The organism is Glycomyces amatae, assembly GCF_020991375.1.
GTDB classification, from domain to species: domain Bacteria; phylum Actinomycetota; class Actinomycetes; order Mycobacteriales; family Micromonosporaceae; genus Glycomyces; species Glycomyces amatae.
Genome location: NZ_JAJLQZ010000032.1, coordinates 25,882 through 41,108, shown reverse-complemented (window position 1 = coordinate 41,108; position 15,227 = coordinate 25,882). Strand labels below are relative to the sequence as shown.

Below are 15,227 nucleotides of genomic sequence, written 5' to 3'. Positions count from 1 at the left end.
GCACCTGCACCTGCCACGACGCACTTTCACAAAGCAGCCGCTCCGCGCCCGCATGGTAGGTTCGGCCGGTCCGTTCGACGGAAATGCGGAGGCCATGTCCAGAACCCTGCGGGTCAGTGTCCGGAACGCCCGGTTCCAGCAGTGGGAGACGCTGCTGCGCAACCGGACCAAGCGCCACCGGGCGGGGTCCTTCCTCGTCCAGGGGGTCCGCCCGATCACGATGGCCGTCGAGCACGGCTGGACCGTAGAGGCGCTCCTGTACGACGCCGACCGGCCGCGCCTGTCCGACTGGGCCCGCGGGCTCCTCGACTCGCCGCACATCGAGCAGGCCGCCGTGTCCGCCCCGCTCATGGCCGAGCTCGGCGAGAAGGACGGCGACGCCCCCGAGCTGATCGCCCAGGTCGCCGTCCCGCACCCGCGCCTCGCCGGGATCGAGGCCGGGCCCGGCTGGCTCGGCCTCGTGGTCGACCGCCCGACCAGCCCCGGCAACCTCGGCTCGCTCATCCGCTCCGCCGACGCCTTCGGCGCCGACGCGGTGATCGTGACCGGCCGCAACGCCGCCGACCCCTACGACCCCAAGGCCGTGCGCGCCTCCACCGGCAGCCTCTTCGCCCTGCCCGTCGTGTCCGCGGCCTCCGCGCACGAGGTCGCCGAGTGGGCCGGGCGCCAAGGGGACCGGCCCGCGATCGTGGGCACCGACGAGCGCGGCGAGCGGGCCCTGGCCGACCACGACCTGCGGGGCCCGGTGCTGCTCGTCGTCGGCAACGAGACCGAGGGCATGTCCAAGGCCTGGTTCGATCTCGCCGACGCCGTCGCCCGCATCCCGATGTCCCCCAAGGCGGCCTCCTCGCTGAACGCGGCGAACGCCGGCTCGGTGGCCCTCTACGAGGCCGCCCGCCAGCGCTCGGACGGCTGAGGCGGCTCAGACCGCGTTCGCGGCGGTCGCCCGGTCCTCGGCGAGCTTGCGCTCGTGCTGCTCGACCGCCTTGGCCCACAGGGCCTCCAGCTCGCCCTTGTCGAGCGTGAGTCGGAACGGGCCGCGCAGCAGCTCGGCGAAGGCCGCGGCGTCCTCCACGACGCGCACCGCCTTGCCCTCGGGCAGCTTCGGGTCGAAGACCGTCAGGGTCCGGGCCCGCAGCACCCACATGTCGTTCTCGCGGGGGCCCTGCACCGTCAGGGTCTTCACGAACGGCGAGTCCGGCGCGGTCGACAGCTCCCGGCACCGCTCCGCGAACTCCTCGGGCCGCCGCGCGGCGAGCGTGAAGTCGAAGGTCAGGTTGGTCACGCGCGGGTCGATCGAGCAGCGCCACGCCTCGTCGCCGAGGCTCCAGATCCCGAAGTTGAAGGCGCCCACCCGGTAGCTGCCGTCGCGGATCGGGAGCGGGTCGCGGAAGCCGGTGCCGATCCCGGCGTCGGCCAGGTACTCCTCGCCGTTCGCGAAGCGCACCACCAGCGGCATGTGGTTCCACCAGTTGCCGTCGCCCTCGGTCTCGACGGCGACCCCGCCGAGCACGCGGCGCACGTCGAAGCCCAGGCCCTCCAGGGCGTGCGCGAGCGTGCCGTTCTGCTCGTAGCAGTAGCCGCCGCGCCCGCCCTCGACGAGTTTCGCGTGCAGCGCGTCGGCGCCCAGCTCGATCGGCCTGCCGAGTTGGATGTCCAGGTTCTCGTACGGGATCGCGCCCACGTGCGCGCGGTGGATCCGCCGCAGGGCGTGCAGCGTCGGGCGCCTGGGCGCGGTGATGCCGACGCGCTTGAGGTACGCGGCCACTTGGGCGGAGTCGAACACACCACGACCATAGCGCGAGCGGGACCCCGCCACCGCGGTCGTGATCGGACCGGTACGCGAATGATGTTGCGAGGCTGGCGTTTCGTCACGCCTGGGACCGCGGTGGTGGCACCGGTGTGCGATAGTCTCACCATTCTTTCGACCCCGCCCGCCCACCACCCGCCCTTGAAGGAGTCCCCGCTATGGTCATGGGCCCGACCCACGCCATGTCCGGCGCCGCCCTGTGGCTCGCAGGCTCGGCCGTCGCCGACATCGCGTTCGGCATCGACCAGTCCTCCGCCGAACTCGTCGTCGGCACCATCGTCTGCTCAGGCGCCGCCCTCTACCCCGACATCGACTGCGCAGGCAAGGTGACCGAGAACAAGGGAGGGTCCACTGTGGCCCGTTCCTTCGGCGTCGCCTCCCTCATGGTCGCCGAGGTCGTCGAGCGGCTCTGCTACTGGTTCTACCTCCTCACCAAGTCCAAGAAGGACAAGAAGCGGAAGAACGGCCACCGGACCTTCACCCACACCTTCGTGCACGCCGCGCTCGTCGGCGTCGGCACCGGGTTCCTGGCCGCGCAGTTCGGGAAGCCGGCGGTCATCGCGATCCTGTTCGTGCTCACCGGTCTGGCGGTGCGCGGGCTCCTGGCCGAGACCGTCGCGAAGAAGGGCTGGATGGTCACCACCGCCGTCGCCCTGGCCGCCTCCTACGGCATGTACCGGCTCCTGCCCGACGGCCGCGACTACTGGATCCTCGGCCTGGCCATGGGCGTCGGCTGCTTCATCCACATCCTCGGCGACATGATCACGAAGATGGGCTCCCCGCTGTTCTTCCCCCTCCCCATCAAGGGCCGCCGCTGGAAGGACATCGGCCTGCCCAACAAGATCGCCCTGCGCGCGGGCGGCAAGGAGGAGAACCGCATCCTCCTGCCCGTCCTCACCGTCCTCGTCGTCGTCGGCATGTTCTACAACCTGCCCGAGGTCCAGAGCTTCATCTTCGACCAGGGGGGCCAGGGCGCCGCCCAGTAGCGGGCGCCCGACGATCGCGGGCGGGCCGCGTGCCCGCGCGAGGTAGAATCGACCGGTTGCCGGAACGGGCCCACAGGCCCGTTTCCGGCCTATCGTCGTGCTCGCGCACCGCCGTGCCGTCTCCGAGCCGCGACCGAATCACCGCGCAGGGAGCCCGCGAATGTCCGAAGGCAGCCACCAGACCGCCGCACCGAAACCGAAGCTCGAGAGCCTGCTCGCGGCCGCCGCGAAGGCGCCGAAGCTGGCCCGCCTGGCCGAGCTGGCCGCCGCCTCCGACCGCGCCGTCGACGTCGTCGCCGTGCCCGGCGCCAGGCCGCTGGCCCTCGCCCAGGCCGCCCGGCACGCCGCCGGGCCCGTCCTGGCGATCACCGCGACCTCCCGCGAGGCCGAGGAGCTCGCCGAGTCCCTCGCCTCCTTCGTCGCCGAGGACGAGATCGCGTACTACCCGGCCTGGGAGACCCTCCCGCACGAGCGCCTCTCGCCCCGCTCCGACACCGTCGGCGCCCGGCTCGAGCTGCTCCACCGCCTCCACGCGGGCGACATTCCGCGCGTCATCGTCACCCCCGTCCGCGGCGCGCTCCAGCCCCAGCTCAAGGGCCTCGGCTCGCTCGAACCGGTGCATCTGCGCCGCGGCGACGAGACCGACCTCACCGAGCTCGCCGCCCACCTCGTCGGCCTCGCCTACGAGCGCGTCGACCTGGTCGAGAAGCGCGGGGAGTTCGCGGTCCGCGGCGGCATCCTCGACGTCTTCCCGCCCACCGCCCAGCACCCGCTGCGCCTGGAGTTCTTCGGCGACGAGGTCGACTCGATCCGCGAGTTCTCCGTCGCCGACCAGCGCTCCCTCGACGCGGTCGGGGAGCTGCGCGCCGTCGCCTGCCGCGAGCTGCTCCTCACCGAGGAGGTCCGCGAGCGGGCCGCCGAGCTCGGCGAGGCCTACCCGGGCCTGGCCGAGATGTGCGCCAAGCTCGCCCAGGGCATCCCCGTCGAGGGCATGGAGTCCCTGCTCCCGGCCCTCGCCGGGCCCGGCAGCCTGGAGCTGTTCCAGGAGGTCCTGCCCCGGGACGCCCTGATCGTCGCCATCGAGCCCGAGCGCATCCGCACCCGCGCCCTCGACCTCGTCGCCACCTCGAACGAGTTCCTGGAGGCGTCCTGGGCCGCCGCCGCGGCCGGTGGCCAGGCCCCCGTCGACCTGGGCGCGGGCACCTTCCAAGACCTCGCCGAGGCCCGCACCGCCGCGCTCGCGGCCGGGCAGCGCTGGTGGACGGTCTCGCCGTTCGCCGCCGCCCCCGAGGAGGACCACCTCGCCGCCGAGCTCGCCGCGATCACCGGTGAGCCGCTCACCTACGGCGGCGTGGACGACGACGCCCTCACCGTCGACCTCGGCGTGACCGAGTCCCCCCGCTACCACGGCAACACCGAGCAGCTCGTGGCCGACATGCGCGCCTGGACGCGCGAGGGCCGCGCCGTCGCCGTCGTCTACCCGGCCCTCGGGGGCGCCGAGCGCGCCGCCGAGCAGCTGCGCGCCGAAGGGATCGGCGCGCACCTGGAGGCCGCGCCCGAGGCGTTCCGCCCCGGCGAGGTGGTCGCCTGCACCGGCACGCTCGCGCTGGGCTTCGTCGACGAGGCCTCCGGCGTCGTCGCCGTCACCGCCGCCGACATCGCCGGCGGCAAGGCCCTCGCGGCCCAGCGGCCCCGCAAGGGCAAGGCCGCCAAGCGGCGCGGCGTGGTCAACCCGCTCGAGCTCTCCCCGGGCGACTACGTGGTCCACGACGCGCACGGCGTCGGCAAGTACGTCGAGATGGTCCGCCGCGCGATCGGCGGCGCCGACCGCGAGTACCTCGTCATCGAGTACGCCGCCTCCAAGCGCGGCCAGCCCGGCGACCGCCTCTTCGTGCCCACCGACGCGCTCGACCAGCTCACCCGGTACGTGGGCGGGGAGCAGCCCACGGTGCACAAGCTCGGTGGCACCGACTGGCAGAAGACCAAGCGCCGCGCCCGCAAGGCCGTGCGCGAGATCGCGGCCGAGCTCATCCAGCTCTACGCGGCCCGCCAGGCCGCCGAGGGGCACGCGTTCGCCCCCGACACGCCGTGGCAGCGCGAACTCGAGGACGCCTTCCCGTACATCGAGACGCCCGACCAGCTCTCGGCGATCATCGACACGAAGGCCGACATGGAGGCCCGCGTCCCCATGGACCGCCTCGTGATGGGCGACGTGGGCTACGGCAAGACGGAGGTGGCCGTCCGCGCCGCCTTCAAGGCCGTCCAGGACGGCAAGCAGGTCGCGGTGCTCGTCCCGACGACGCTCCTGGCGAGCCAGCACTACGGCACGTTCGTGGAGCGCATGGGCCAGTTCCCGGTGAAGATCAAGCAGCTCTCGCGGTTCCAGTCCACGCGCGAGGCCGCCGAGATCCAGAAGGGCATCGCCACCGGCGAGGTCGACATCCTCGTCGGCACCCACCGGCTCCTCCAGGCCGAGACCCGCTTCAAGGACCTCGGGCTCATCATCGTGGACGAGGAGCAGCGGTTCGGTGTGGAGCACAAGGAGAAGCTGAAGGCGCTGCGCGCCGCCGTCGACGTCCTCACCATGTCCGCCACGCCGATCCCCAGGACCCTGGAGATGGCGGTGACGGGCATCCGCGAGATGTCCACGATCGCGACGCCGCCCGAGGAGCGCCACCCGGTGCTCACCTATGTGGGCGCCTGGGAGGCCAAGCAGGTCGCCGCGGCGATCCGCCGCGAGCTGCTGCGCGACGGCCAGGCCTTCTACCTGCACAACCGGGTCGAGTCGATCGACCGGGCGGCGACGCGCCTGCGGGAGCTCGTCCCCGAGGCGCGGATCGCGGTGGCCCACGGCAAGATGGGCGAGGGCCAGCTCGAGCAGATCATGCAGGGCTTCTGGGAGGGCGAGTACGACGTGCTCGTCTCGACCACGATCATCGAGTCCGGCATCGACATCCCGAACGCCAACACGCTCATCGTCGAGCGCGCGGACCTCCTCGGCCTCTCGCAGCTGCACCAGATCCGCGGCCGCGTGGGCCGCAGCCGCGACCGGGCGTACGCCTACTTCCTGTACCCGCCGGAGCAGCCGCTCTCCGAGACCGCGCACGAGCGCCTGGCGACGATCGCGCAGCATTCCGAGCTGGGCGCGGGCATGTACGTGGCGATGAAGGACCTCGAGATCCGCGGTGCGGGCAACCTCCTGGGCGCCGAGCAGTCGGGGCACATCGCCGACGTCGGCTTCGACCTGTACCTGCGGATGGTCGGGGAGGCCGTGACCTCGTTCAAGGGCGGCGGGGAGGAGCCCCCGGCGCCGGTGAAGGTCGAGCTGCCGCTGGACGCCAACATCCCCTTCGACTACGTCGAGGTCGAAAGGCTGCGCCTGGAGATGTACCGCAAGATCTCCGAGGTGCACGGCGACGCGGAGCTCGAGGAGGTCCGCGAGGAGATCGAGGACCGGTACGGGCCCGCGCCGGACCAGGTCCAGACCCTGTTCCACCTGGCCCGCTTCCGGCTCCTGGCCCGCCGCCACGGTCTGACGGACATCGCCTTGCAGGGCAAGAACCTCAGGTTCTCCACAGTGGAACTCCCGGATTCGCGGCAGCTGCGGCTGGGCCGCCACTACCCGGACGCCCACTACAAGGCCCAGGCGGGCCTCATCAGCGTCCCGCGCCCCACCACGTCCAAGATCGGCGGCAAGCCGCTGGAGGGCCTCGCGCTGCTCCACTGGTGCGCCGACCTCATCGGCGACGTGATCCCCGAGGCGCCCTAGCGGACGCGGCGAGGTGCACGGGGCGCCTATCCTGGCCCCATGAGCGGCAAGGACGATGCGGGGAGCGGGCCCGGGCCCGGGGGGCGGGACTGGCCGCCGGACTCCTTCGCCACCCGCTGGTTCGCGGGCATGATGGCCGCGGCGCACCACCAGAGCGCGCGCTACGGCCCCGCCCCGACCGCCGAGGAGGCGGAGCGCCGCAGGCGCGACCACTGGTGGGAGCTCGGCCCGGTGTTCTCCACGACCGACCGCGGCGCGGGGATCACCTCGCTCGCCCCCGGCCGGGCGCCGGGGCGGTTCACGCCGCCGCTGCTCGCCGCCCTGGCGGGTACCGCGCTGTTGTGGACCGCGGTGTCGTACCTGGGCCTCGCGGAGCTGCCCGGCATGGACGCGAGCCGGCCGGGGCTGCACGACCGTGCGCGCACCTGGTGGTGGATCGGGCTGATCGTGGTGGCGCTCGCCGCCGCGGGGTCCGCCCGCCTGCGGCTGGTCACGTTGACGCGCGTCCAGTTCGGGCGGCAATCGGTCGCGAGGGGGCTCGCCTTCGCCGCCGGGGCCCTCGGGATCACCGCGGGCGCGGCACTGCACTTGGCGGGGTACGCGTCCACGCTCGCCGACGGCGAGCGGTTCTTCGGGGAGCGCGCGCCCGTCCTGCTCATGCTCGTCACGGCGCCGGTGCTGATCGCGCTCGTCGTCGGCATGGTCCATGCGCCGTCCGCGCTCTGGCGGGCCCGGCGGCGGCAGCGGCTGATCCAGCGCCTGCGCGACACCGGGCGGCGGTTCGACGGCGAGGTCGAGTCCACGCGCTTCCGACGCCGATGGGCCGAGCACAAGCCCCTCTTCGACGTCGTGATCCGCTACGAGCACGCCGGTTCGCGGCGGACCTTCTCGACCGCCATGGCCACCAACGCGGACCGGGTGCCGCTGCCGGGGTTCCCGGTGCGGATCATGGTGGACGAGCGGTCGGCGACACTGGTCGAGCCCGACGTCGACCGGCCCGGCCATGCGTTCGAGACCGGCGGGACCGCCTACGTGAAGCCGTCGGACAGCGGCTGAGCCGAGACCGCCGGACGGGCCCGCTCAGGCCTGCTCGAAGTAGAAGGACTTGATGAAGCAGTCGCGGGGCTGCCCGATCGCGAACCGGACGCAATCGACCACCGACCGCGCCGACAGCGCCTCGGCGGCCCCGCGCGGCCGGTCCCACTCCGGCGACAGCGGGTCCACCTCGTCGAAGTCCGGCGGGTACAGCGAGATGACCCGGACCCCTTGGGGCCGCAGGCGCTTCGAGAGCACCTCGGTGAACCCGGCCTGGGCCGACTTCGCGGCGTAGAACGCCTCGTGCGCCGCGGAGCGGTGGTTCCCGTACTCGCCGCACCCCGACACCAGCGTCACGATGTCAGGCCGCCCGCTGCGCAGCAGCAGGGGCAGCAGCGCCTTGGTGGCCAGCACCGTGCCGGCGGCCCCGGCGGCGATGACGGCGGCCACGTCCTCGTCGGCGGCCTCCAGGAAGCCCCCGGCGTCCAGATAGGGCGCCCCGTTGTTGACCAGCACGTCCACAGTCTCGCTCACTTCGCCGAGCGCCTCGGCGAAGTCCCGGATCGACTCCGGCTCCGCCAGGTCGCACTCGAAGGCGTGGGCCCTCCCGCCGACGTGCCGGACCTCCTGGGCGACCTCCTCGGCGGCCTGGAAGGACCGTGCGCTCAGGAACAGCTCGGCGCCGTCGCGCCCCAGCGAGAGCGCCAGCGAGCGGCCGAGCCCGCGCCCGGCCCCGGTGACGGCGACCCGGTACCCCGAGAACTCCATGAGCGCCTCCCGATCGTGCAGGACCCCAGTCTCCCCGAACCCGGGGAGGGGCCGGGTCCCGGCCCCCGGTCGTGTCGAAGAGCGGATGGAGCGCTTCGGCCCGCGTCAGGTGGTGGCGACCGCGTCGTGCATGCGCCGGTGTCGGCGCTGGAGCCGGTGCCGGTAGGGGGTGGGGTCCGGCTTCAGGCGGCGGCGACGGTGGGGAGGGTGGAGGGCTGGGGTCGGTCGGCGGGCCCGGGGTTGGTGGACGGTCAGGGGCCATAAAGGCGGCGGCGACGAAGGGGTGTGTGGAGGGCTGGGGTTGGTTGGCGGGTTCGGGGGCTGGTGTGGGTCGGGCGGGCGGGGCGCCATTGTGGATCTGGTGGTCGGTGTTGTTGCGGTGCAGGGGCACCGGTGGAAACGTGAGGGTTCTCTACCCGTGTGGGTGTTGCCGGGGTGGGGCTATCGGGGGGATGATTGGGGTACGTACAGGGTTACGGAATCAGTGCAAGCGAACGAGATGTGTTCATTTAATGCAGACTACGACAGCCTCTGGCCGCTCGTACCGCCCACTGGTGTCGGGGCCGCCCTCGCAGCTAGGACGGGGGTTGTTTGTCCCGCGTTCCGGTCCTGCGCTGGTACCACCGTCACCGCGGTCTACGGGCATGTGACGGGAGTGCGGCCTCCTTGAGGAGGTACCGCCGGCCAGCACAGTCGGAGTCCCGCACACACCCCCGGGCGTATCCAGCACACCCACCCGACCACCACCACCGACAGGAAGGACAGGAGGAACCGGAGGAACAAGACCGCCAGGCCCGGCAGGCCCGGCAGGACGATAGATCGTCCGGCACGCCAGGCAGGACCGGCAGGCCATGGCCGCACGGCGGCGGCTACTCGACGGCGATGCGAGACCCGGCCGCGAGATGGTGCCGTCAGGCGAGGCGATCACCATCGCGCTCACGACCGCGTATCCGCGAGGACGCGACCATACCCACCGGGAGGAGGTGAACCCACCATGACCACCACGACCACGACGACGATGCCTTGCGCCGCGACACCGGCGGCACGTACCGCGCACCAGGCCGCCGGGCGGCAGGCCGCTGCGACGAACCCCGCAGCCACCGATCCCACCACCGCTACCGCGGTGACGACCGGCCCCGCCGCCACGCCGTCGCTGCCGCCCGAACCTGACCCGAGCACCCGCCCGGCCTCGGCAACGCATCCGCCTCCGGTCTTCTGCTCTTCCGTCGCCGCCCGCCCGAACCTCGACCCAAAAGGCCTGGCTCCGGCGACATCCTCAAGCTCACCCCTCCACCACACCGTCGCCGCCGCCCGAACCCCACGTGAGCACCGACCCGGCCCCGGCCTCCACAGCTCCGTCGCCGCCCGCCCGAACCCCGGCTACCGACCCGACCGGTCTCGGCGACACGCCCGCATCCGGCTCCCCGATCCTCCATCGCCGGGTGCCCGAACACCGACTGAAGATCGACTCCTCTACCTGAACGACATTGTCCCTAGGCCGTGAGCACTGCCAGGTATTCGTGGCGCTCCCGCAGCAGGGCCGCGTTCCCGGCGTGGTCGGCGCCCAGGTCGAGTGTCTCGCCGCCGACGACGACCGCCGACAGCGCCAGCCCGGTCCCCTCCAGCAGCAGCCGCAGGTCGGCGGGGCTGTAGCAGCGCAGCCGCTGGCTGATCTCCCGCTCGGGGTCGGCCGTGTCCGTCCACGTGTCGACCGCGGTGCACGAGACCGGGTCGAACCGGAGCCGCTGCGACAGCTCGTGGCGGTACCCGCGCTCGGGGTCGGCATGGAGCACGTCGACGTCGCCGTCCCAGGCCGCCCACACGAGCGGGTTGAACACGTCGACCATCGCGGTGCCGCCAGGTGCAAGCCATTCGGCGGCGATCCTGGAGAGCAGCCGCCGCTGGTCGGCGTCGGTACCGACACCGAAGCCGTTCCAGTAGGCGACCACGTCGAACCGGTCCTCGAACGCGGTCTCGTAGAAGTCGCCGCGGACGATCCGCAGCCGCTCGGCGCCCAGACGCTCGGCGTGGGCGGCCGCGTACTCGGCCCGGTCGGTGAGCTCGACGGCGGTGACGGTGTGCCCGGCCTCGGCGAACGCCGCGGCGGTGTTCCCGTATCCGCAGCCCAGTTCAAGCACCCGTTTGGGCTCGGATCCCAAGCGGGCGTGGACGGCCTCGACCCGTCTGCGATCGCGGGCGCCGACGCCCGACTCGGCCTCGCCCCACCACTGCCCTGTGCGCGAATAGAAGTCGCCGACCCAGTCCATCGCCCGAGCGTAGGGACCCGCCGCCGGCCGGGCAATCGCTTTTCGCCCCGGACCGTTGCGCCGGGCCGTGCGAGCACGCAGAATATCGGCATGAGCGCGCCCGCCGAGCAACGTCCGCTGACCGTGCGCGCCCTCATGGTGCTGCTGGTCCTGAGCTGGATCGACTTCATGGCCGTGCTGATCCCCGAGTACTACGCGTGCGGTCCGCACGACGTGGACTGCGAGCGGATGGGGTACCACAGCCCCGCGTTCCTGACGTTCCTGGTCGTCGCCGCCACGCTGCTCCTGCTGTACGCCTTCGCGATCTGGCACCGGCGGGCGTGGGCGTGGTTCCTGGCGCTGATCACGACCGGCGTCCCCGCGATGGTCCTCCTCGCCGAGTTCGACGCGTGGCTCTCGGCCCCGCCGCTGGAGAAGCTCGCGGGCGTCCTCGACCTCGCCTGCACCGGCCTCCTGGTGTCGCGCCCGGTGTGGCGCTGGGCCCGGGTGCGTCCCGGTCCCGGCGAGACCAGCGCAAACGGCCGCTGAGCCGTAGACTGGAGGAACCCTCGTTCCTAGGAGCGCCCATGGACAGGCCTCTCGCTCGCGAACCGGAACCGCTGTACGACAAACCGCACGCCGTCGACCTCGCCCAGGTCCTGATGGTGTTCCAGTACTTCATGCTCATGAGCGTCAGCTTCGGCTTCGGGCCCAGGATCTTCAACTGGGTCAAGGGCCAGACGGCCGACGTGCCGGTGCTCTCGGACATCGAGGGCGCCATCGACATCGGCACCGGCTACCCGATCGCGGTCGTGGCCCCGGTGTTCGTGGTCTACACGATCCCGTACGTCGCGGTGGTCCTCAACCTCGGCCACGGCCGCCGCTGGGCCAGGATCGCCGCCCTCCTCGTGGTCCCGCTGAACACCGTGATCGGCATCGTGGGCGTGGGGCGGACCTACGGCGAGATCCTCGGCCTGGTCAGCGCCGTCCTCTGGCTCACCGTGGCCGTGTGCGTCCTCGGCGGCCTCGCGTCCCCCAAAGCGCGGCGGTGGTTCCGGCAGGGCGGCTGGGCCCCCTGGTACCACCGCTACGAGATGGACCAGGCCGCGAGGCGCCGCCCCATCAGCCCCGGCGGCCGCCGCCGCATCCCCGCGGGCGACGAGGACAGCGCCGACTGAGCGCGGGTGCCGCGCTGTGTCGGACCCCGGCTCCATAATCGAGCCGGGCGCCGCAGTGCGGCGCCGCCGCCCGAGCAGAGGAGTCCGCGAATGACGAAGTACCTGATCTCGTTCCCCGGTGAGGCCATGGTGTTCCCCGAGGAGGAGTTCGCGGCGGTGGTCGAGGACTCGCACGCCGTCATCGAGGAGGCCAAGAAGGCGGGCGTGTACGTCTTCGGCGGCGGGATCGACGAGGCGGTGGCCCCGGTGCTCGTGGCAGGCGACGGCACCGTCACCGAGGGCACCCACCCGGGCCACCAGGTGCCCAACGGCGGGTACACCGTTCTCGAGCTGCCCTCGCGGGAGGCGGCGTTCGAGTGGGCCGCGAAGCTCGCCCGGGCCTGCCGCTGCGCCCAGGAGGTCAGGCAGTTCGGCTACGACCCGGCCAGCTGACGGGGACGACCGCGAAAGCGCGGCCGGCGGTCGCCGTTCTCGGTCTTGACCCGGGGCAGGGCCCGCAACCGCACGGCGGCGGTCAGCGCGCCGGCCACGGTGATGATGCCGAGGCTCGCGGGCAGGGTCGGAGTCAAATGCCATAGGAACGTCCAAGTCACATCCCGGCCGCTGAGGAGCGTCGCGAGGACGGGCAGGAGCGCGAGCGTCGATGCGACCGCCAGCGGGGGCGCTGCGATGAGGCCGATGCGCCAGGGCCGCACCTCGGCTCGGCGGGCGGCCCACGGACGGGCCCGCCGCAGCCTCCAGGCCGTCAGGCCGACGGCGATCGCGGCGCTGGCCGTGAGCACCAGGTCCCAGATGAACGCCAGCGGCATCGCGGAGGCGAACTCGCGCCCTTGGGAGAGGGCGACCAGGCCGTCCATGATCGCCTCGGTCTCGGCCTCCAGGGGCTGGCGGCTGTTGGACAGCACCGCGAAGCCGTAGCCGCTGCCGGGAAGGAGCCTGACCTCGCTGGTGTAGGTGAACGACGATCCGGTGTGGACCACCTGGTCGACGCCCGCGTAGTCGAGCGAGTCCCAACCGAGCCCGTAGGACAGGCCCTGACCGGACGGTTCGTGCATCGCCTGGACGGTCCCGGGTGCGGCGAGCCGTTCGCCGGTCAGGGCCCTGCCGCCGTCGTTCTGCACGATCAGCCAGGACGCCAGGTCCTCGGCGGTGGAGACGATCCCGGCCGAGCCCGCGACGAACCGGTCGGACTCGTCGCGCGCCGTGTTCAGTCCGAACCAGCGGTTGTAGCCGTCCGCCAGTCCGGGGACCGGATCGGTCTCGTTGGACACGGAGGACGTGGCCTCCATCCCCGCGGGTGCGAAGATCTGCTCGCGCAGGTAGTCCTCGAACGACCGCCCGCTGACGACTTCGACGATCCGGGCCGCGACCTGGTAGTTGGGGTTGTGGTAGTGGTGGGCCGACCCGGGGTCGTCGGCGAGCCGCACCTCTCGCAGCGCCGCGACCGCCTCGGCGAGGGAATCGGGCTGCTCGATGCCGCTTTCCGGATGGACCGCGTCCGACAGGCCCGAGGTGTGGTTGAGCAGGTGCCGGACGGTGATGTCGGCGTCGCGCCCGTCCGCGGTCGCGAAATCGGGCAGGTAGGTCGCCACGGGCTCGTCCAAGCCGATCTCGCCGGCGTCGACGAGCTGCATGACCGCGAGGGCGGTGAAGGACTTCGACACCGAGCCGATCCGCATGAGCGTGTCCTCGGTGACCGGGCCGCCCTCGGAGGTGTGCCCGTAGCCGCCGGCATGGGTCACCTCGCCCCCGTGCGTGACGGCGACGGCCACCCCTGTCAGGCCGGTCACGCCCAGATGCGCCGACACCAGGTCCTCGATCGAGGCGGCGTCGATCCGAGGCGGCGCGGCCGCGGCGGGCGCCGCGAACCCGAGGCCGGCCACCGCGATCGCGGCACCGGCGGCCAAGGACCGCATACTCCTCGATCGGCGCGCTCGGACGGAACGCGCGGCGACGCGGAGGGAACGGAACGCGGAAAGCGCCGAAAGGCCCAGGGCAGGGCGAACGTTCAGGGGGCTGCTCACGCGCCAAGGTTCGCTCGCGGTGCGGGCATCGACCTCGGCCGGAGGGCCGAATCCGCGTCCCCGGCATCGGCCGTTCGGCCGAGTGAGCGCCGAGACCGATTACCGTTCGTGGCGTGACCATGAAGTCTGACCGCCGCGCTCGTCTGGGTCTGCTCGGGCGGCGCACGATGCTGATCGGCGGCGGAATCGGGCTCGGTCTCATCCTGCTCGCCGAGTCGCTTTCGGCCGGCGCCGGGCAGCCGCCCGCGATCGCATCGCCGTCCACGTGGCCGCAGGCCGCGACCGCTCTCGCCGCGATCCTGACGTGGACGCTCTATCGACCCGGCCGAAAGCGGTGGGTCGCCGCCGTCGCGGTCCTCTCGCTGACCTTGTCGTTCCTGGAGCTCGCCACGACCTCCAGCGCTCCGCGGCTCGCCGGGGTCTCCGTGCTGGGCTGGACGCTCGAGCCGAGCCGCGGCCTGGGCGCCGCTGAAGGCATCGCGCTGCTCCTGCTGATGGTGTCCGCCGTGCGGCATTGGAACGCGCCGCCCGGACGGTGGGTGGCGGTCGTGCTCGGAGCGGCGATCGTGATGATCGGCCCGCGAGTCCTCGCGTACCCCGACTCCGTCGCGGTCGGCACGGTCATCATCGTGCTGGCGCTGACGAGCGCGATCGGGTTCGGGGCCTACCTGCGCGGCATAGACCGCCTGCGGCGCCGGGCGCTGGAGGAGATGCGGCGCGCCGAGCGGCTGGAGCAGGCGCGCGAGATGCACGACTTCGTGGCGCACCACGTCACCGGCATCGTGGTCCTGGCGCAGGCCGCGCAGGCCACGGGCACCGGCCCCGTGAAACCGTTCGCGGACATCGAACGAGCGGGCCTGTCGGCGCTGACATCGATGCGGCGCATGGTGAGAATGCTCCGCGATGACCAGGCAGGGAGCGACGCCGGCGCCGTCGGCCATTTCTCCTTGTTGGAGGAGGCGGTGCGCCGGTTCGCCCGTGAGGGCACCGACGTCTCGAGCTTCATCTCCCCGGAACTGGTCGACGCCGCGTCCCCCGCGATCGCGGCCACGGTGCACCACGTGGTGCGAGAGGCGTTGACGAACGTGCGCAAGCATGCCCAAGCGGTGCACCAGGTGAGGGTGAGCGTCATGCCTGCGGGGGAGAACGGCTTGGAGGTGTCGGTTCGCGACGACGGCAGACCCGCGAAGGGGCGGCTCGCCGCGTCGGGCGCCGGCATGGGCCTGGTCGGCCTGCGCGAACGCGTCGAGGCGGCCGGCGGTCGGCTGCGGTCCGAACCGAGAACCGAGGGCGGCTGGGAAACCGCCGCATGGCTTCCGCTCGAGCCCGATGAAACGCTCGACGACGACACCGGCCTCGACTGACTGCGGCACAAGCCGGCCGGCTGACGAGGCGGTCTGGAGCCGAGCGA

At 72.5% G+C, this 15,227-nt stretch carries 12 protein-coding genes; 8 read left to right on the top strand and 4 right to left on the bottom strand.

The annotated features are described in order from the left end of the window. The first annotated feature begins 94 nt into the window (after positions 1-94). Positions 95-916: a TrmH family RNA methyltransferase gene (locus LO763_RS26790; protein WP_230791106.1), complete on the top strand. Its 822-nt coding sequence runs from the start codon at positions 95-97 to the stop codon at positions 914-916. 6 nt (positions 917-922) lie between these two features. On the opposite strand, the gene LO763_RS26785 is transcribed toward LO763_RS26790, so the two are convergent. Continuing rightward, complete coding sequence (locus LO763_RS26785) at positions 923-1,786, bottom strand: arylamine N-acetyltransferase family protein (protein ID WP_230791105.1); 864 nt, start codon at positions 1,784-1,786, stop codon at positions 923-925. Positions 1,787-1,968: 182 nt separating this feature from the next. Between LO763_RS26785 and LO763_RS26780 the strand changes: the two genes are divergently transcribed. The 3 genes from LO763_RS26780 (at position 1,969) to LO763_RS26770 (ending at position 7,621) form a co-directional block, all read left to right on the top strand. Further along, a complete protein-coding gene (locus LO763_RS26780) occupies positions 1,969-2,796 on the top strand; it encodes a metal-dependent hydrolase (RefSeq protein WP_230791104.1) in 828 nt (275 codons plus the stop codon). Positions 2,797-2,956: 160 nt separating this feature from the next. Then, positions 2,957-6,565 (top strand): transcription-repair coupling factor, encoded by a 3,609-nt coding sequence (gene mfd, locus LO763_RS26775; protein WP_230791102.1) that lies wholly within the window; start codon positions 2,957-2,959, stop codon positions 6,563-6,565. A 39-nt stretch (positions 6,566-6,604) separates the two neighbouring features. Continuing rightward, positions 6,605-7,621, top strand: coding sequence for a hypothetical protein (locus LO763_RS26770; RefSeq protein WP_230791101.1), 1,017 nt, complete (start codon positions 6,605-6,607; stop codon positions 7,619-7,621). Between the two features lie 24 nt (positions 7,622-7,645). On the opposite strand, the gene LO763_RS26765 is transcribed toward LO763_RS26770, so the two are convergent. Together LO763_RS26765 and LO763_RS26760 are read right to left on the bottom strand one after the other, a co-directional pair. Next, positions 7,646-8,368, bottom strand: a complete 723-nt coding sequence (locus LO763_RS26765; RefSeq protein WP_230791100.1) for an SDR family NAD(P)-dependent oxidoreductase — start codon at positions 8,366-8,368, stop codon at positions 7,646-7,648. A 1,493-nt stretch (positions 8,369-9,861) separates the two neighbouring features. Next, a complete protein-coding gene (locus LO763_RS26760) occupies positions 9,862-10,635 on the bottom strand; it encodes a class I SAM-dependent methyltransferase (protein ID WP_230791099.1) in 774 nt (257 codons plus the stop codon). Positions 10,636-10,725: 90 nt separating this feature from the next. On the opposite strand from LO763_RS26760, the gene LO763_RS26755 reads away from it, so the two are divergent. The 3 genes from LO763_RS26755 to LO763_RS26745 all read left to right on the top strand — a co-directional run bounded on the left by LO763_RS26755 (position 10,726) and on the right by LO763_RS26745 (position 12,224). Further along, positions 10,726-11,163, top strand: coding sequence for a hypothetical protein (locus LO763_RS26755; protein ID WP_230791098.1), 438 nt, complete (start codon positions 10,726-10,728; stop codon positions 11,161-11,163). A 38-nt stretch (positions 11,164-11,201) separates the two neighbouring features. Continuing rightward, the gene (locus LO763_RS26750; RefSeq protein WP_230791097.1) at positions 11,202-11,792 is read left to right on the top strand and encodes a hypothetical protein; all 591 of its coding nucleotides are present in this window, start codon (positions 11,202-11,204) and stop codon (positions 11,790-11,792) included. A 90-nt stretch (positions 11,793-11,882) separates the two neighbouring features. After that, positions 11,883-12,224 (top strand): YciI family protein, encoded by a 342-nt coding sequence (locus LO763_RS26745; protein ID WP_230791096.1) that lies wholly within the window; start codon positions 11,883-11,885, stop codon positions 12,222-12,224. Here the strand turns inward: LO763_RS26745 and LO763_RS26740 are convergent. After that, entirely contained in the window at positions 12,206-13,699 is a 1,494-nt protein-coding gene (locus LO763_RS26740) for a serine hydrolase domain-containing protein (protein ID WP_230791094.1), read from the bottom strand. The genes LO763_RS26745 and LO763_RS26740 overlap by 19 nt on opposite strands. A 236-nt stretch (positions 13,700-13,935) precedes the next feature. Between LO763_RS26740 and LO763_RS26735 the strand changes: the two genes are divergently transcribed. Continuing rightward, positions 13,936-15,180: a sensor histidine kinase gene (locus LO763_RS26735; protein ID WP_230791107.1), complete on the top strand. Its 1,245-nt coding sequence runs from the start codon at positions 13,936-13,938 to the stop codon at positions 15,178-15,180. The last annotated feature ends 47 nt before the right edge of the window (positions 15,181-15,227 follow it).